Annotated in this window: 10 protein-coding genes, 1 tRNA gene and 3 pseudogenes; 10 read left to right on the top strand and 4 right to left on the bottom strand. The window is 57.9% G+C overall.

Going from position 1 to position 16,087, the window contains the following annotated elements; translation table 11 throughout:
• Nucleotides 1–232 precede the first annotated feature (232 nt).
• From C6558_RS38275 to C6558_RS38265, 3 genes are all read left to right on the top strand, one after another.
• A complete protein-coding gene (locus tag C6558_RS38275) occupies nt 233–571 on the top strand; it encodes a hypothetical protein (RefSeq protein ID WP_025428225.1) in 339 nt (112 codons plus the stop codon).
• Between the two features lie 614 nt (nt 572–1,185).
• A complete protein-coding gene (locus C6558_RS38270; protein ID WP_057225106.1) occupies nt 1,186–1,587 on the top strand; it encodes a cupin domain-containing protein in 402 nt (133 codons plus the stop codon).
• A 134-nt stretch (nt 1,588–1,721) separates the two neighbouring features.
• Nucleotides 1,722–2,165: a carboxymuconolactone decarboxylase family protein gene (locus C6558_RS38265; RefSeq protein WP_025428223.1), complete on the top strand. Its 444-nt coding sequence runs from the start codon at nt 1,722–1,724 to the stop codon at nt 2,163–2,165.
• A 248-nt stretch (nt 2,166–2,413) separates the two neighbouring features.
• Here C6558_RS38265 and C6558_RS38260 read toward each other — a convergent pair.
• Nucleotides 2,414–2,707, bottom strand: a pseudogene (locus C6558_RS38260) (adenylate/guanylate cyclase domain-containing protein); the annotation flags it as partial.
• A gap of 130 nt (nt 2,708–2,837) precedes the next feature.
• Nucleotides 2,838–3,608 carry an SDR family NAD(P)-dependent oxidoreductase gene (locus C6558_RS38255; RefSeq protein WP_025428221.1) on the bottom strand — a complete coding sequence of 257 codons (771 nt, stop codon included), beginning with the start codon at nt 3,606–3,608 and terminating at the stop codon, nt 2,838–2,840.
• 210 nt (nt 3,609–3,818) lie between these two features.
• Here C6558_RS38255 and C6558_RS41890 point away from each other — a divergent pair.
• From C6558_RS41890 to C6558_RS38220, 7 genes and pseudogenes are all read left to right on the top strand, one after another.
• Nucleotides 3,819–4,182 (top strand): annotated as a pseudogene (locus tag C6558_RS41890) (L-lactate permease); the annotation flags it as partial.
• A gap of 357 nt (nt 4,183–4,539) precedes the next feature.
• A complete protein-coding gene (locus C6558_RS38245; RefSeq protein ID WP_057225128.1) occupies nt 4,540–5,196 on the top strand; it encodes a CBS domain-containing protein in 657 nt (218 codons plus the stop codon).
• Between the two features lie 204 nt (nt 5,197–5,400).
• Complete coding sequence (locus C6558_RS38240; RefSeq protein WP_082571840.1) at nt 5,401–7,851, top strand: phosphoketolase; 2,451 nt, start codon at nt 5,401–5,403, stop codon at nt 7,849–7,851.
• A 95-nt stretch (nt 7,852–7,946) separates the two neighbouring features.
• Nucleotides 7,947–11,816, top strand: a complete 3,870-nt coding sequence (locus C6558_RS38235; RefSeq protein WP_084815660.1) for a GH36-type glycosyl hydrolase domain-containing protein — start codon at nt 7,947–7,949, stop codon at nt 11,814–11,816.
• A 4-nt stretch (nt 11,817–11,820) separates the two neighbouring features.
• The gene (locus tag C6558_RS38230) at nt 11,821–13,140 is read left to right on the top strand and encodes a glucoamylase family protein (RefSeq protein ID WP_057225110.1); all 1,320 of its coding nucleotides are present in this window, start codon (nt 11,821–11,823) and stop codon (nt 13,138–13,140) included.
• 647 nt (nt 13,141–13,787) lie between these two features.
• Nucleotides 13,788–14,585 (top strand): SbmA/BacA-like family transporter, encoded by a 798-nt coding sequence (locus C6558_RS38225; protein ID WP_371412337.1) that lies wholly within the window; start codon nt 13,788–13,790, stop codon nt 14,583–14,585.
• 489 nt (nt 14,586–15,074) lie between these two features.
• A complete protein-coding gene (locus C6558_RS38220) occupies nt 15,075–15,458 on the top strand; it encodes a hypothetical protein (RefSeq protein WP_107028795.1) in 384 nt (127 codons plus the stop codon).
• A 250-nt stretch (nt 15,459–15,708) separates the two neighbouring features.
• Here the strand turns inward: C6558_RS38220 and C6558_RS41305 are convergent.
• Nucleotides 15,709–15,822 (bottom strand): annotated as a pseudogene (locus C6558_RS41305) (LysR family transcriptional regulator); the annotation flags it as partial.
• Nucleotides 15,823–15,979: 157 nt separating this feature from the next.
• A tRNA-Met gene (locus C6558_RS38210) sits at nt 15,980–16,056 on the bottom strand.
• Nucleotides 16,057–16,087: the final 31 nt, after the last annotated feature.

Raw genomic sequence — 16,087 nt, 5'->3', positions numbered from 1 at the left:
GAAAACGACAAATCCCCATAGACCGGCAACCGCGCTTTCCATCCCGCGGGTTCTTTCACTGGAGGCTTTCGGACGCCGGCCCGAGCCAGGCCAACGCGTGGAGCGCCAGCATCCGAAACCCATCACACAAGCGGTCGTCCTATGCCTCGCAAGATTTATGGGGCCGGCACGGGTGATTTCCGACGCGTAGAGTGTAATCTGGCAAACCGTCCAGCACGTGGAGAGAGCGCCAATGCCCCGTTTTCTTGCCGTTTACACCATGAAGCCCGAAGACCTCGCCTCCTTTCGGAGGCTGCCCAAGGCCGAGCAGGACGCGATCGACGCCGTCGGCATAGAACAGTGGGCCGCGTGGGAGAACAGAAACGCCGCATCCATCCTTGATCGTGGTGGCATGGTCGGCAAGACGACGCGTATAACGAAGGACGGTGTCGCCAACGCCGTGAACCCCTTCTGCGGTTACCTTGTCGTCGAAGCGGAAACCATCGACGCTGCGGCACGGCTGTTCAAAGACCACCCGCACATCACCGTGTTTCCAGGTGACGGCGTAGATATCATGCCCTTTTTAACATGAACTCCTCCGGGTCAGCATCAGCCGTCGGCGGTTCCCCCATCTGAGGCGGCGGAACTTATGGCAAGAAGCAATCGTTGGTGGCATTAGCTACATAATTCCTCAAACTCCGATGGTAGGACTCTGATAGATTGCCTCCGGCTGGCCAACGCCACGATCAGGATCTGGCCAGCCGACATGATCTGTTGGCCGAAGGCATCGCAGCTTCGATCGAAATCGTCCGCTTTTAGCGCATTCCCTCGCCCGTCGACGGCCGATGCGCAGGGCCGCAATTAAACGCGGTCAACGTCTCAAGACATTTGCCACAAGATCCCAGGAATGCGGAAGAAATTGATCTTCAAGTTCATATGCATAGGCAGCATTGGTGGCCTTCGCTACCGTAACTGCGTACGGTTCGTATCGGCTAGTTGGATTGCTAGGGCAAACTGGCGGAAGGTCTAGGACCACCTACCCCTTCGTCGAGAGCAAACATCGTGAGAACAGCGCCCTGGGGCGATCGCCCGTTGCGCGTGATCTGATTACGCATTGCAGCGCAATACCGTCCCGATCTCTTGCGGCCTTTCCCAGGCGATCTCTTTTTTTGTGCCGCGGTCGCCAGAACCACCAAGGAGACCAAAATGAAGTCCATCCTACGCACCATGCTCGTTTCGGCCATTATCGGCTTCGGGATCTTGCCAGTCGCGGCTGAAGACGGCGCAAAGGTCACGCCATTGATGTCCAAGGATTTGCAAGACTATCCGGGAAAAGAGGGACTGATGCTGTCCGTAGAGTATCAGCCAGGCGGCTCCTCACCCGTCCACCGACACGAAGCCCACGCATTCGTGTACGTGCTGGAGGGCTCGATCGTCATGCAGGTTAAGGGCGGCGAAGAAGTCACCGTTGCTCCTGGAGAAACCTACTACGAGGGCCCCTCCGATATTCACCTGGTCAGCCGGAACGCGAGCAAGACGAGCCCGGCCAAGTTCATCGTAGTCCTGCTCAAGAAGAAGGACACGCCCGCTGTTATTCCAGTGGAGTGATCGCGGCGAATATCGCGAAGCGGATCACCCCCATGGGACGACGGCCTGCTTCCCAAGTTCGTCACGTGCGAGCTCGCAACTGCACATTCGATGCATCTCACAGTCGATACTGATCAACGAGAAGGAAAGAGACCATGCAACCTCGTCAAAACGACTACTTCAAACTTGCGGAACCAGGCGTCAAACACCTCTTCGCGCTTGAGGGCGCTCTCAAAAACGGTCCGCTGGAGCCGAAACTGCTACACCTTGTCAAGTTGCGCGCATCACAAATCAATTCGTGTGTGTTCTGCATTCATCTGCACACCACAGAAGCCCTCAAAGACGGGGAAGAGCCCATGCGCCTCTATTTGCTGACGGGGTGGCGTGAGGCAACGCTTTACTCCCCGCGCGAGCGTGCTGCTCTCGCCTGGACGGAAGCGCTGACCAACCTCGCGCAGACTGGCGCTCCCGACGATGATTGGGCGCTGATTGAGGCTGCATTTACGGCAGAAGAGCGGTCCTGGTTGTCTCTTGCCATCGGTGCGATCAATCTTTGGAATCGGCTTCAGGTAGGGTTCAGGGCTACTCATCCCGCTTAACGGCTCAACGTGCGCCACTGACACGGCGTCTTTGTGGCGTGGCGGTCCGAGCCGCCGCGCCTTTCTTGTCGGTTCGAGCACGGAACGCATCATGAACCCCACGAGCCTCGAACCAACACTCGAAGAAATGCTGTATCGCATCAAGCAGCCGCGGGCATGGCAGCGCCTGTCGAAAACGAGAACCAGCCGGCGCATGAACTGCGCGCCATAGAGAGCGATCCGACCGAGGCCAGGGCCCCACCCGCTGATCCTGGCGCCAGCCGGTCCGCCGCCGCCAGCTCCACATCACTCCCGATCTTGACCCGGATCCGCTGGTCCTCGGTGACGGCGGCATTCCGTTCCGCCAGCCCACGCTGCAGCGAGACGGCGCATTCCACGGCGTCCACCACGCTGCCAAATTTGGCGCGCATCCCGTCGCCCATAAGCTTGAAAATCTGGCCGTGATGGCGGGCAATCTCCGGCTCAAACAGTTCCTTGCGTCCCGCACGAAGGCGCTCGAAACGACCGCCCTCAACAGCGCTTCTGGGGAACCCGCGTTTCATCCAACACTTCTACTGAACGCCCCAGGCAGTCCTTCGGTGCGATGTCCCATGTGAGCCCGATTGTTCGTGTGCCTCCCGCAAGTCGCTTGCAATGTGAGGGCCGTCGTCGAGGACAGCCCCACTCCCCACCTCAGGCGACGGACCATCCACCGTCCACCAGCAGGTTCGCGCCGGTGATTAGGCTCGCAGCTGGTGACGCAAGGAAGACCACGGCACCCACTACATCGTCGGTTTCACCGATCCGGCCGAGTGGAATGTGACCGAGCGTCGCTTGGCGATTGTCGGGATCGGATAGAAAAGGTGCGGTGCCATCGGTGTGGATGAAGGTCGGCGATACGGTATTTACCGTTACGTTGTAGCGCGCCCACTCGGCTGCAAGGCAGCGCGTCAGGTGATTAATCGCCGCCTTGCTCATGCAATAGATCGCCTCGCCGCGCAGTGCCACTGTACCGGCCTGCGAGCTGATGTTGATGATCCGGCCCTCTTTACGCTCGATCATGTGCCGACCTATTGCCTGCGTCATCAGAAAGGTGCCCTTGATGTTGACATCGAGTATCTGGTCAAGGTCCTTTTCCTCAACGAGTTCCGCGAGATTGCCCGGAGCCACTCCGACATTGTTGATGAGGACGTCGATCCGACCGAACGTTGTAAGGGCCGCATCCACTGCTTGTGCGATATGCGCCTTATTGGGAATGTCTAGCTCAACCGGGAGGACTTTGCCTCCGGCGCTCTCGAGTTCGCCAACCAGGCCAGCCGACGCCGCGATGTCGCGGACGCCCAGCACGATATCGGACCCTGCTGCGGCACAGGCAATTGCGCAAGCACGACCGATGCCACGGCTCGCTCCCGTCACGAACGTCACTTTGCCGTCAAGGCTGAAATCCGGCGCGTTCTTCTGCATTATGATACCTCCCTTGATAAAGCTCATTCATGGCAGCGTCGAAATGCGGATGCCAGACTTTCAACGCATGTTGCGGAGCATCCCTTGACCACGTCCGCAAGGGCCGACCATAGAAACTCTGCTCTTGAAGGGTTTCGAACCGCTGACCTTCGCTTCAGCGCGCTGCTTTGATTGGGTTCTCATCCGTAGCCAAGAAGTTTACAACAGAACCTGCTGGCGCTTGGGTTTGTCACACGATACTCTGGAACCGACGCGTCACTCGGGCTGGCCTTTGCCAAGACCGGGGTCCTTTATTCGTTCATCGGGGGCGCTCGTCAGCTCGCTCGGTGTCGCGCTGACGGGCTCCGACGCCTCGCCCAACGGCGTCCGCCAATAGCTCGGATGGGCAAAATGATCGACGCCCAGAGCACCGTGGTCGCGCCCACCGCCACCAAGATGTACGGACAGGAAGGGGACGACCCTCCGCTTCGTCTTCTTCCATAGCCTTGCACTTACTTACCTCGTTGGCGTGCTCGTGTTCAGCCAAGCAACAAGCTCTCCCGCATCGTGGAATCCGCATGCAGTCGCAGCGTGAAGATTCTACTTGCAGTGATTGCAATGGTTGCTTGCGCGAGCAACCATAACGACACCCCCGGCTCGAACTTTCCCACAAGGCAACGAACATCCTTGAAAATGGCACTGTCTGACAGGGTTTGGGATCGTCGTCGCAACGTGCGTAGGTTTGAAACGCATCTGGGCGATGATAGGCATGCTCGGATGGTTGCAGAGGCAGACGCCGGCCGCGCAGCCGGAAGAGGCCTCAGACGTTTCAAACGCAAACGCACGTCCAACGGGAAGCCGTGTCGAGCGGCTTGTCTCGTTTCTGCAATGGGTTTACTTTGTCGCCGCAATAGACGCGGATGCGCGCCAGTCACTTAGAGTTGGGACCGAAATGCTCGTCAAAGATGTCATGACATCGACGATCGTAAGCGTGTCGCCTGACAACAGTGTCAGACAGGCTGCCATGACCATGTTGAGCCATCATATAAGCGGCATTCCGGTCATTGACGGGGATGGGCATCTCCTCGGCATCATCAGCGAAGGTGACCTGATACGCAGAACGGAACTGGGTGGAGCAATGTTTGCCTCCGCTGAGGATTTGGCAGCGCCCGCCGAAGACAGAGCCAATGCGTATGTGAGGCGCAGCTCCTGGAGAGTTGCGGAGGCAATGACGCCTGCTCCAGTGACAATCGACGAAGATGCGTCACTTCTGCAGGCCGCAAGGCTGATGCAAAAGCACGGCGTCAAGCGCATACCCGTCATCAGACATGGCGAACTTGTCGGAATTGTCAGCCGAGCCGATTTGCTGCAGGCGATCGCCACAGCCAAACTGGATGGGACACCTTCAGGCGATGAAGCCATTCAGCGCAGTGTCATGGTTCGGCTCCGGGAAAACACTGGCCTCGAAGCGTTCGACATCAAGATCGCAGTAACCAACGGGATCGTGCATCTGTCTGGCGCCGTTGCGATACCCGAATGCAGGCGCGCTGCCCGTATCGTTGCCGAGAGCGTTCAGGGCGTCCAGGGGGTCGTCGATCATTTCACCTAAACCGACAAGGTGAGGTTTCTGAGATCGTCGGTCCGCACCGACTTTTGACGACAGCGCCGTCGTCGTTGCGTATGCGTCAGGCGAAATGCATTTGGCGTTTTCGCCGGACCGAGGCACTGCCTGTTTCCAATCGGGCTTGAAGCAGGCTCTGTCTGCATAAAAACGACTTCGCGACAATAAATCCGACTTCATAGGGAGACTTCGATGGCTTCGCATGAGACGGAAATGACCGGAAAAAATCAACCAACGAACCCACCTCTTTCAACGGAAGATCTTCGACTAATCGACGCTTACTGGCGGGCATCCAATTACCTGTCGGTAGGCCAGATATACTTGCTCGACAATCCGCTCCTGCGAGAACCGCTAAAACGCGAGCACATCAAACCACGCCTGCTCGGGCACTGGGGAACTTCTCCCGGCCTGAACATGCTCTACGTCCACCTGAACCGGGTGATCAAACGCGATAATCTCGACATGATCTACGTGATCGGCCCTGGCCACGGGGGGCCGTCCCTGGTCGCGCACGCCTATCTGGAAGGGACCTACAGCGAATTCTATCCGAATATTAGCCAGGACAGGGAGGGTATGCAACGGCTCTTCAAGCAGTTCAGCTTTCCCGGTGGCATTCCAAGTCACGTCGCACCTGAAACTCCGGGCAGTATCCACGAGGGCGGCGAACTGGGGTACGCTCTTAGCCATGCTTACGGGGCGGCATTCGACAATCCGGAGCTGATCGTTGCCTGTGTCGTGGGCGACGGCGAGGCGGAGACCGGCCCGTTGGCGACGGGGTGGCAGAGCAACAAATTTCTCAACCCGGCGCGCGATGGCTGCGTCCTGCCGATCCTTCACCTCAACGGGTACAAGATCGCCAACCCATGCTTTCTAGCTCGCATTCCCGAGGATGAACTGCGAAAATTCTTCGAAGGAATGGGCTATGAACCCTATTTCGTTGAGGGCCATAGCCCGGAGAACGTCCACCAACAACTGGCCGGCACGCTCGACACCATCGTGGCCAGGATCAAGCACATCTGGGCTGATGCGCGCACCAACGGCAATCTAAAGCGCCCGGCCTGGCCAATGATCGTCTTTCGCACGCCGAAGGGATGGACGTGTCCGAAAGAAATCGATGGCAAGAAATGCGAGGATTACTGGCGGGCACACCAAGTGCCGATGGGCGAGATGGATAAGCCAGAACATATCCGCATTCTCGAACAGTGGATGAAGAACTACCATCCTGAGGATCTGTTCGATGAAACGGGCAGGTTACTGCCCGAAATCGCTGCGTTGGCTCCGGCGGGCAACCGTCGAATGAGTGACAATCCGCATGCCAATGGCGGCCTGCGGCTTCGCAGCCTGAAGCTGCCTGCCTTCAGGGATTATGCCGTGGATGTTCCAAGCCCCGGTGCGACGACCGTTGAATCAGCGCGGGTGATGGGCAAATTCCTCCGCGACGTCATGAAGGCCAACATGGACAGCCAGAACTTCCGCCTGTTCAGCCCGGACGAAAACAATTCGAACCGATGGCAGGACGTGCTTGAGGTGACCGATCGCTGCTACATGGCCGAGATTTATGAGGACGACGATCATTTGTCGCCAGACGGTCGCGTCATGGAGGTCCTGAGCGAACATCAGTGCCAAGGGTGGCTGGAAGGCTACCTTCTCACCGGCCGCCATGGCTTCTTCTCCTGCTATGAAGCCTTCATCCATATAATAGACTCGATGTTCAACCAGCATGCCAAGTGGCTTAAAATCTGCAACGAGATCCCTTGGCGCAGGCCAATCGCTTCATTGAACTACTTTTTGAGTTCTCATGTCTGGCGACAGGACCACAACGGCTTCAGCCATCAGGATCCGGGTTTCATCGACCACGTCGTGAACAAGAAGGCCGACGTGATCCGGGTCTACCTTCCGCCGGACGCCAACACGCTTCTGTCGGTGACAGATCACTGCCTGCGAAGCCGCAACTACGTCAACGTCGTGATTGCTGGAAAGCAGCCTTCACCGCAATGGCTTACGATGCCCGAGGCGGTCAGGCATTGCAGCATGGGCGTGAGCATCTGGGACTGGGCCAGCAATGACAGGGGAAGCGAGCCCGATGTCGTAATGGCCTGCTGCGGTGACGTTCCTACCCTCGAGACGCTGGCGGCAGTCCAATTGATGCGCGAGCACCTGCCCGAGTTGAAGATACGTGTCGTCAACGTCGTGAACTTGATGAAGCTTCAGCCTCCCGAAGAACACCCGCACGGCTTGTCAGACGGGGACTTCGACGCGCTCTTTACCAGAGACAAGCCGATCATCTTCGCCTTCCACGGCTATCCATGGCTGATCCACCGGCTCACCTACAGGAGGGCCAACCATGGAAACCTGCATGTGCGCGGATACAAGGAGGAAGGAACGACGACAACCCCGTTCGATATGGTTGTCCTCAACGAGCTCGATCGCTTTCACCTCGTCGGCGATGTCATCGACAGACTTCCTCAGTTGGGTGCACGCGCCGCGTACTTTAAACAGGCCATTCAGGCGAAGCTCATTGAGCACCGTGAGTACATTCAGGAGCATGGCGACGACATGCCCTCGATCGTCGGATGGAAATGGGGCACGCAGCCACAACCTGACGTGACCCGGAAAACCTCGACTGAGGGAGACAATCTATGATGGGCCGGCGAAATGACCGGAAGTTCCGGCAGAGTTTTGCCGCACCACGATAGAACACTGCAATACCCGACGCATCTTGAAACGAGAATAGCGGCATGGGTTCGATCACTGGAAAGAGTTCATCGGCAGCTATCGGCACTCCGATCGATGGCCGTGCCGTGGCGTTGCTTTCCAACGGCGCGTACAGCGTCCTGCTGACATCCGCGGGTGCGGGTTATGGATCCTGGCGGGACATTGACGTCACTCGTTGGAGAGAGGACGGGACGCGCGATTGTTGGGGACAGTTCTGTTATGTTCGCGATCTCACGGACAAGAGCTACTTCTCCGCAGGCAAACAACCGGCTTTTCGCCTGGAGAATACCTACGAACACTCTTTTCGAGGCGATCGCGCTGAGTTCCGATGCTGCGCCGGAGACATCGTCGTTGCATGGTCAGTCTGCGTGGCGCCCGACAGCAACGCGGAGGTGAGACTGTTCGATGTTACTAATCAGGGTACCAAGCCCAGAGACCTGGAACTGACCAGCTACGCGGAAATCTGCCTGAACAATCGTCGCGCGGATTCGGCCCACCCCGCATTTGCCAAGCTCTTCATTGAGACCCGGTTCGATGCCAAAACCGGCGCATTATTTGCGCGCCGTCGCCCGCGTAGTCCCGAAGACGCGCCGCTCTGGGCAGTCCACGTTTCCGCCCTGAGTACGACAGCACTCGGCCCTCTTGAATTCGAGACAGATCGGCGAAGATTTTTGGGGAGAGGCCGCACGACGGCAAACCCGTTGGCTTTGTCTGACGAGGCAGCGCAACTCTCAGGAACGACGGGACCCGTGCTGGATCCGATCTTCTGTTTGAGACGGCGTGTCCGTGTCCCACCGGGCAGCACCGTACGCGTCGCATTCACAACCGGTGCTGCCGATAGCGCCGCTACGGCGATGGCAATCGCCGAGCGATACTCGAGTATCAGCGAAGCCGAAAACGCATTTTTGCAAGTCGGGGTGGCCCTCGATCAAACGTCTGTTGATCCGGACGTGACCGAAGGTGAGATAGATGTCGCTTACAGTCTGATAAACAACATCGTGTTTGCCAACCCGTCTGCCCGTCCGTCGGGCGCCGTTCTGGCGAAGCCGATGAGCAGAACCGCGCTGACGTCCAGGGGAATTCATAGCGATCCGCCGATCGTCGTCGTAACGCTTGAGGAAAACAGCGATGGCGCGTTGTTGGACGAAGTGCTGCGCGCGCACAGATTCATTTCGCGTCGAGGGCTCCGGTTCAATCTTGTTCTTGTCGATGGTCGTGATGCGCAAGCGTGTCTAGAACTGGCGGCGGCTCTCGCCGGACCACAGGCAGAGTTCCTTGGAAAGCCAGGTGGAATACATCTCGTGCCTGCGGCCACACTTTCAGAAATGGAAACAACCACCCTCGCCGCCGCGGCACGTGTCAGTCTTTCGAGCGGCAATGGCTCTCTGGGCGACCAACTCAAGAGCGGTCGGCGAATAGCGATATCGCACGAAGCATCACCCATAATCCGCCGCGCATCGATCCAGCGGTTCACCGAGGCGGACACGAACCTGCAGCATTGGAATGGTTTCGGTGGCTTCAGCGCTGACGGACGCGAATACGTCATCCACGTGAATGGCGCGAAAAAACAGACGCCGATGCCGTGGTGCAATGTGATCGCCAACCCGGAATTCGGCTGCCTGACCAGCGAGAGCGGCCTTGGCTACACCTGGGCAGGAAACAGCCAGCTAAATCGCCTGACGCCGTGGTCAAACGATCCGATTTCAGACCCGCCGGGCGAAGTCATCTATTTGCGTGACGAGGACAGCGCTGAGTATTGGACGCCGACGCCATTGCCATTGGGTGCCGGGGAAACCGCTACGGTCCGGCATGGACCAGGGTACAGCTGCTATGAGAGCGACATTGGGTCCCTGCATCAGGAATTGACGGTGCATGTCTCCTCCAAGGATCCCGTCAAGATCATTCGGCTTGAACTTCGAAACGGCGGCGATCGACCACGCCGACTGACGGCGACATACTACGTGGAATGGGTGCTTGGCTCGCTGCGTGAAGACGCAATCACGCACGTCCTGTGCGAACACGATCCTCGTTCCGGGGCAATTATCGCGAGAAATGCGTGGGAGGGGTGGTTTTCCGACAAACTTGCATTTGCAGGTGCGAACAGACCAATGCGTTCGGCTACCTGCAGTCGCTCGCAGTTCCTTGGCGCGCTCGGCTCGATAACCCGACCAGCATGGCTGGCGGACCAAACTCAGGAAGACGATCTCCATTCGCCCTGTGATCCGTGCGCCGCATTGACGGTGGAAGTCTTGATCGCGCCGAATGAAAGTTCGCAGGTCGTCTTTGTTCTTGGACAGGGCGACAGTCTCGATCAGGTTCGAGCTCTCATGGGGGATTATTGTCGACCGAGACGGGCGCAAGATGATCTGGATATCGCATCGCGTAAGTGGGCCGACATTCTTGAAACGATAGCAGTCAGGACGCCTGATAACCGTTTCGATCTAATGATGAACCACTGGCTGCTGTATCAGGTTCTTTCCTGTCGTGTTTGGGCACGCTCGGCATTCTATCAGTCCGGAGGCGCCTACGGCTTTCGTGATCAACTCCAAGACGTGATGGCTCTGGTATACGCCGCTCCGAGCGAAACACGTTTGCAGATTTTGCGTGCGTCCTCTCGTCAGTTCTGGGAGGGAGACGTCCAGCATTGGTGGCATCCTCCATCGGGTGTGGGCGTGCGCACCCGGATGACCGACGATCTCTACTTCCTCCCGCTCGTGGCTCATCACTACGTTTCGACGACGGGCGATGCCAGTGTGTTGGACGAGGTGGTACCGTACATCACATCGCCGGTGCTCAACGATGATGAACACGAAGCATACGGCGAGCCCGGCGTCAGCGAGAAGGTGGGCACCGTCTATGATCATTGTCTTCGCGCATTACACCATGGGTTCCGTCTCGGTCGCCACGGGTTACCGCTCATGGGGACTGGCGACTGGAACGACGGAATGAATCGGGTCGGCTCTGACGGCAAGGGTGAGAGTGTCTGGAACGGATGGTTCTTCCTGACGGTGCTGAACGCCTTCTCCGAAATTGCAGATGAACGCGGTGACGACATAAACGCGTCATGGTGCAGGGAAAGCGCCGAACAGTTGCGAATGGCCCTGGAGGCCAATGCATGGGACGGAGCATGGTATCGACGCGCCTATTTCGATGACGGTACTCCACTTGGCTCCTCCCGGAACGACGAGTGTCAGATCGATGCCATTCCGCAGGCATGGGCGGTCATCTCAGGCGTTGCCAACGAAGAGCGCGCTTCAAAGGCAATGTCGGCGGTCTGGGATCGGCTCGTTCGCGCGGACGACAAGCTCATCCAATTGTTTGATCCGCCATTCGACAAGGGAAAGCTGCAGCCAGGTTATATAAAAGGTTACGTCCCCGGAATACGCGAAAATGGAGGCCAGTATACGCATGCCGCAGCATGGGTGGTGCTCGCGACCGCATTGCGCGGCGACGGCGACCGCGCCTTTTGGCTTTGGAACTTGATCAACCCGATTACTCATGGCCTGTCGGAAGAAGACGTCCAACGCTACATGGTCGAACCCTATGTCGTCAGCGCAGATGTCTACGGCGCAGCCCCGCATACCGGACGCGGTGGCTGGACCTGGTACACAGGATCCGCCGCTTGGCTCTATCGTGTCGGGCTCGAAGCTCTTTTGGGCATTCGACGCGAGGGGCAGCATCTGTCGATCGATCCGTGCATCCCCAAGAGCTGGCCCGGTTACGAACTTGATTTCAGGCTCGGATCGGCCACGTATCGCCTCAAGGTGGATAACGCAGCGGGCACAGGCCGAGGTGTACGCGCGCTGGTGATGGACGGCAGGCAGTTCACTGGCGGAAAGGTGCCGTTTGTCGACGACGGTCGTGTCCACGACGTCCAAGTCGCCCTTGGATAACGATATGTCCGAGCTGCTGTCGACCGATCCGGAACTTCACCGAATGCCGAGCGAGCAGGATCTCGGTCGGCTGCAGTTTACGACGCTCCTTTACTACCTGCATTGCACTAACCCGGACAACGGGTTGGTGCGAGACAAGACAGCGCCCGACGCCCCAGCAAGCATAGCTGCGGTTGGCATGGCGCTCGCGACAATTCCAGTCGTGGTGGAACGCGGGATCATCATCCGCCAGTTCGCTGCAAAGATCGCCCGACGTCGGTTAGAATTCCTGTTGTCGTGCCCGCAGGGCCAGGAGCCGGACGCCTCGGGTTACAAGGGCTTCTTCTACCACTTTCTCGACATCGAGAGCGGCCGTCGGGTGTGGCAATGTGAACTCTCCACGATCGACTCGGCGTTTCTTTTCGCCGGGGCACTCACTGTGGGAGCCTACTTTGACGGCGCCGACGCAGACGAGGTTGAAGTTCGCCGCCTGGCTAAAGCGCTTTACGAGCGAGCCGACTGGGGTTGGGCTTGCGATCACGGGCTCACGCTCACGCACGGTTGGAGGCCAGAGAGCGGTTTTATCCCTTATCGTTGGCGCGGATACGACGAGGGCCTCCTGCTCTACATCCTCGGACTTGGCTCGCCCACATACCCGTTACCTTCGGAATCTTATGCCGCCTACACCGAGAGTTATGAATGGCGAAACATCTACGGCCGAGAGCTACTCTATTCAGGCCCACTTTTCACTCATCAGCTGTCACACATGTGGATCGATTTTCGGGGCATTCGCGACGATTTCATGCGGGATCATAACAGCGACTACTTTCTAAACAGCCGCAGCGCCACCTTTGTCCATCAGGAATACGCGATGCGCAACCCGAAGAACTATGCAGGCTACGGAGAGCATTGTTGGGGTTTTACGGCGAGCGACGGTCCAGGTTGGGTGACAAAAAGTGTGAATGGGATTGAGCGTGAATTTTACGACTACATAGCGCGCGGCGCCCCCTTTGGGCCGGACGACGGGACGGTATGTCCTTGGGTAGTGGTGGCTTCGCTACCATTTGCACCCGAGATCGTCGTTCCTACCGTGAGACATTTCGCGCAAATGGAACTAGGGATGACCCGTCTCTATGGATTTAAACCGTCCTTCAATTCGTCGTTTCCTATCGAGGGAAAGCCGACCGAGCCGTGGGTCAGTCCATTTCACTTCGGCATCGATCAGGGTCCTGTCGTGCTCATGATCGAAAATTTCAGGACCGGCCTGATCTGGAATATCATGCGACAGTGTCAACCCATTGTCAGGGGTCTGCGTAAAGCAGGTTTCTCGGGAGGATGGTTATAGAATGTTGGCGCCCCGTTGCTTTCGGCGAGGCATTTCTGACAGCCGAGCGCAAGTGTGGCCCGCCCTTCGCCCCGCTGTCGGCGCGTTGAAACTTGCAGCTCGCCTCGACGTGGCTGGCATTCGCCGCCGAGTGCAGCATATCGCGTCCGCTATGCGCCGCTGCGACTACTGTACACCGCGAAACACGCTGGCTGATCCGGATGGTGCTGCCGCTGGATCTGCTCGGCGAAGACAGCGCCCAAACCCATGACGACGGCCCTATTGCCTCGGTGAAAAAAAGCGGGCTGACGGCACATCGCAAGACGACGGCGCCACGTTGCTCAAGCGATGCCGTGTCAGGCGGTCATCGAAGGTGGGTTGAAGATCCACGGGAAAAATGGGTCCGCAAGGCTTGTGCAACGACATCGAGGTCGAGTGCGTGAAGGCAGAGAATGCATGACCATCGATCATCCGGGTTGGCGCCGGACGTTTTCGCTATCTGGCTGTTGCGGTCGCCAACCGGGAGCTTCTTGACGGTATCGGCCCGTTTGAGCGGGCAAGGGGACGGATATGGAACAGCAGCAAATTCCGCTCAAGGTAACCGTAGCTAGCTTCAACGCACCATAAGGATTTTTGCGGGCTCCGAGGTCGGGCTCAAAGCAAAGCTCATGTTCGGCGGCCTGATAATGCTGCTATGCGGGCTAAGCGCTCTTAACGTTGTGAATAACTACGTCGGACGAAACTTCATGACTGCCATCGCCGAACGCCAGATGGCCGAGTTCATACGGCAGGCGATTTTTTACATCGCTGTTTTCGCCGTTCTCACCGTCGTCGGTGTCCTTGCCCGATTTGCCGAAGAACGACTGGCGTTGCTCTGGCGCGATTTCCTTACCCGCCGCATTGTCAATCTCTATCTGGATGACGAGACTTGCTATCGTCTGGACGTCTCCGGGAGACTTACTCATCCGGACCAGCGAATAGCCGATGACGTGCGCGCGTTCACCGTCACCACACTCTCTTTCGTCATTATGCTGTTCAGCAGCACGCTCACCGTGGTGACCTTTTCCGGCGTGCTGTGGACGATCCGCCCGCTGCTTTTTGGCGTGGCTGTCCTTTATGCGGCGTGCGGCTCGTACATGACGATCGCCCTGGGGCGGCCCCTAATTTCTCTGAACTACGATCGGCTCGATAAGGAGGCCACCTTCCGGTCTGGACTCATTCACGTTCGCGAAAACGCTGAGTCCATCATGCTAACGCGTGGTGAGAAGCGACAGAAAGTAAGGGTGCTGCATAGGCTTGACGATCTGATCGCAAACATACGCCGCATTACTGCCGTCAACCGCAACCTGGGATTCTTTACCGGCGGCTACAACTGGATGATTCAAATCGTGCCGGACTTAATCATCGCGCCGGCATTCATAAGAGGAGACATTGAGTTCGGTGTGTCAGGCGAAATGAGAAATTGACCCCCCCTAACGAATTGAAGAACTGACCCCTCGTGTCACAACGAGGAGAGATGGATGACGATCGAGATTTCATCGCATCCTGCATTGTCGCGAACGATGCAGGGCGGGGATATGCTTCAGGCTGATGAGGTGGTGGCGATGTTGCGGCCGTGGTCTCTCGTCTGAGCTCTCTGCATGAGGAGATCTCAAGGTCCCATGAAATAGAATCGGGAATCGAGTTCTTTGAACGGGACGGGCCCCTGATGTGCGAAGGGCTGACTTTAGCCTCAACGACGGACGCAGAGTCCCCTCTTCTGAGGGACTTGTCGGTATCGATTCCGGTCGGGATCCGGGTATTGATAACTGGCTCCAGCCACGAACCAGGTGCGGCGTTGTTCAGGGCGATGGCTCAGATTCCGACCCCGGGTACCGGGCGCATCGTTCGCCCCGCTGGCACCCTCTTTCTATCGCAACGGCCATACCTGCCATCCGGTCCCCTTCGTTGACGTATTGATCACCCCTGAAAAAGAAGGCGAAATCTCGGATCACCTCTTACTCAGCACGTTGCATGACCTTGGGCTCGAACGGGTCGCGAACCAAGTGGGCGGGCTAGATGCCGAGCGCGATTGGGAAAAGGAACTGTCCCTGAGAGAACAGCAGCTTTTAGGCCTTGCGAATATTCTTCTCTCAGCGCCGCGCTTCGTCGTCCTGGATCAAGCTGAGATGACATTGGGGCCTGCTTTGCTCGAAAAGATAATGCATCTGCTGTCCGAGCGTTCGATCACCTGCATCCACTTCGGAAGAGCCGAAGGTGATCGTGCATCATATCAAGCCGTCCTCGAGTACGGTGTCGATGGTCAGTGGACATGGTCAATTGGTGAACACGCTTCCTAGACGAACCACAGTGCCGCGCGAGCACACTGTCCCCACCAGCGCACGAACAGCACAGTACGCGCGGCATCAGACGCAGCAAGTCGCCGCGAACCGATGCATAATTGCGCCCGATTCGCTTGCTTCGGGGCACTTTGCGATCGTGGACCCTGTCGGTCGTGCGATCCTCTTGCCTCTCTTCGCTTGTCTCGCCACCAACGACAGGGCAATCTGCGCCAGCATCCTAGGGACGAGATCGATCGGATCATTCCCCTCACCTCCCCGCCCTGACCAGCGACCTTGCGATATCAATTATGTGGTCTCTCGCTGCTGTCGGATCATCCTTGGACTATGCGACACCGAGCCCGATCCTGAAGTCGACGCCCTCGTAGGCGATGCGATCGTAGGCATGTTGTGCTTGCGATGCAGACAGCCTGCATGACCTCATCCTTGATCAAGGCCGCGAACCGGTCATTCCGTCGCGCCGTTACGAGACAAACAAAAAGCCCGCGGACCTTTCGGTCTCGCGGGCTTTTTTTTTGATTTGGTTGCGGGGGCAGGATTTGAACCTGCGGCCTTCAGGTTATGAGCCTGACGAGCTACCGGGCTGCTCCACCCCGCGCCATCTCGGTAAACCGCTATGCGGTTTATCC

Origin of the sequence: Ensifer sp. NM-2, assembly GCF_003024455.1 — a bacterium.
Classification (GTDB): Bacteria; Pseudomonadota; Alphaproteobacteria; order Rhizobiales; family Rhizobiaceae; genus Ensifer; species Ensifer canadensis.
The sequence above is the reverse complement of the archived record's forward strand: the minus strand, read 5'-3'. Positions and strand labels throughout refer to the sequence as shown.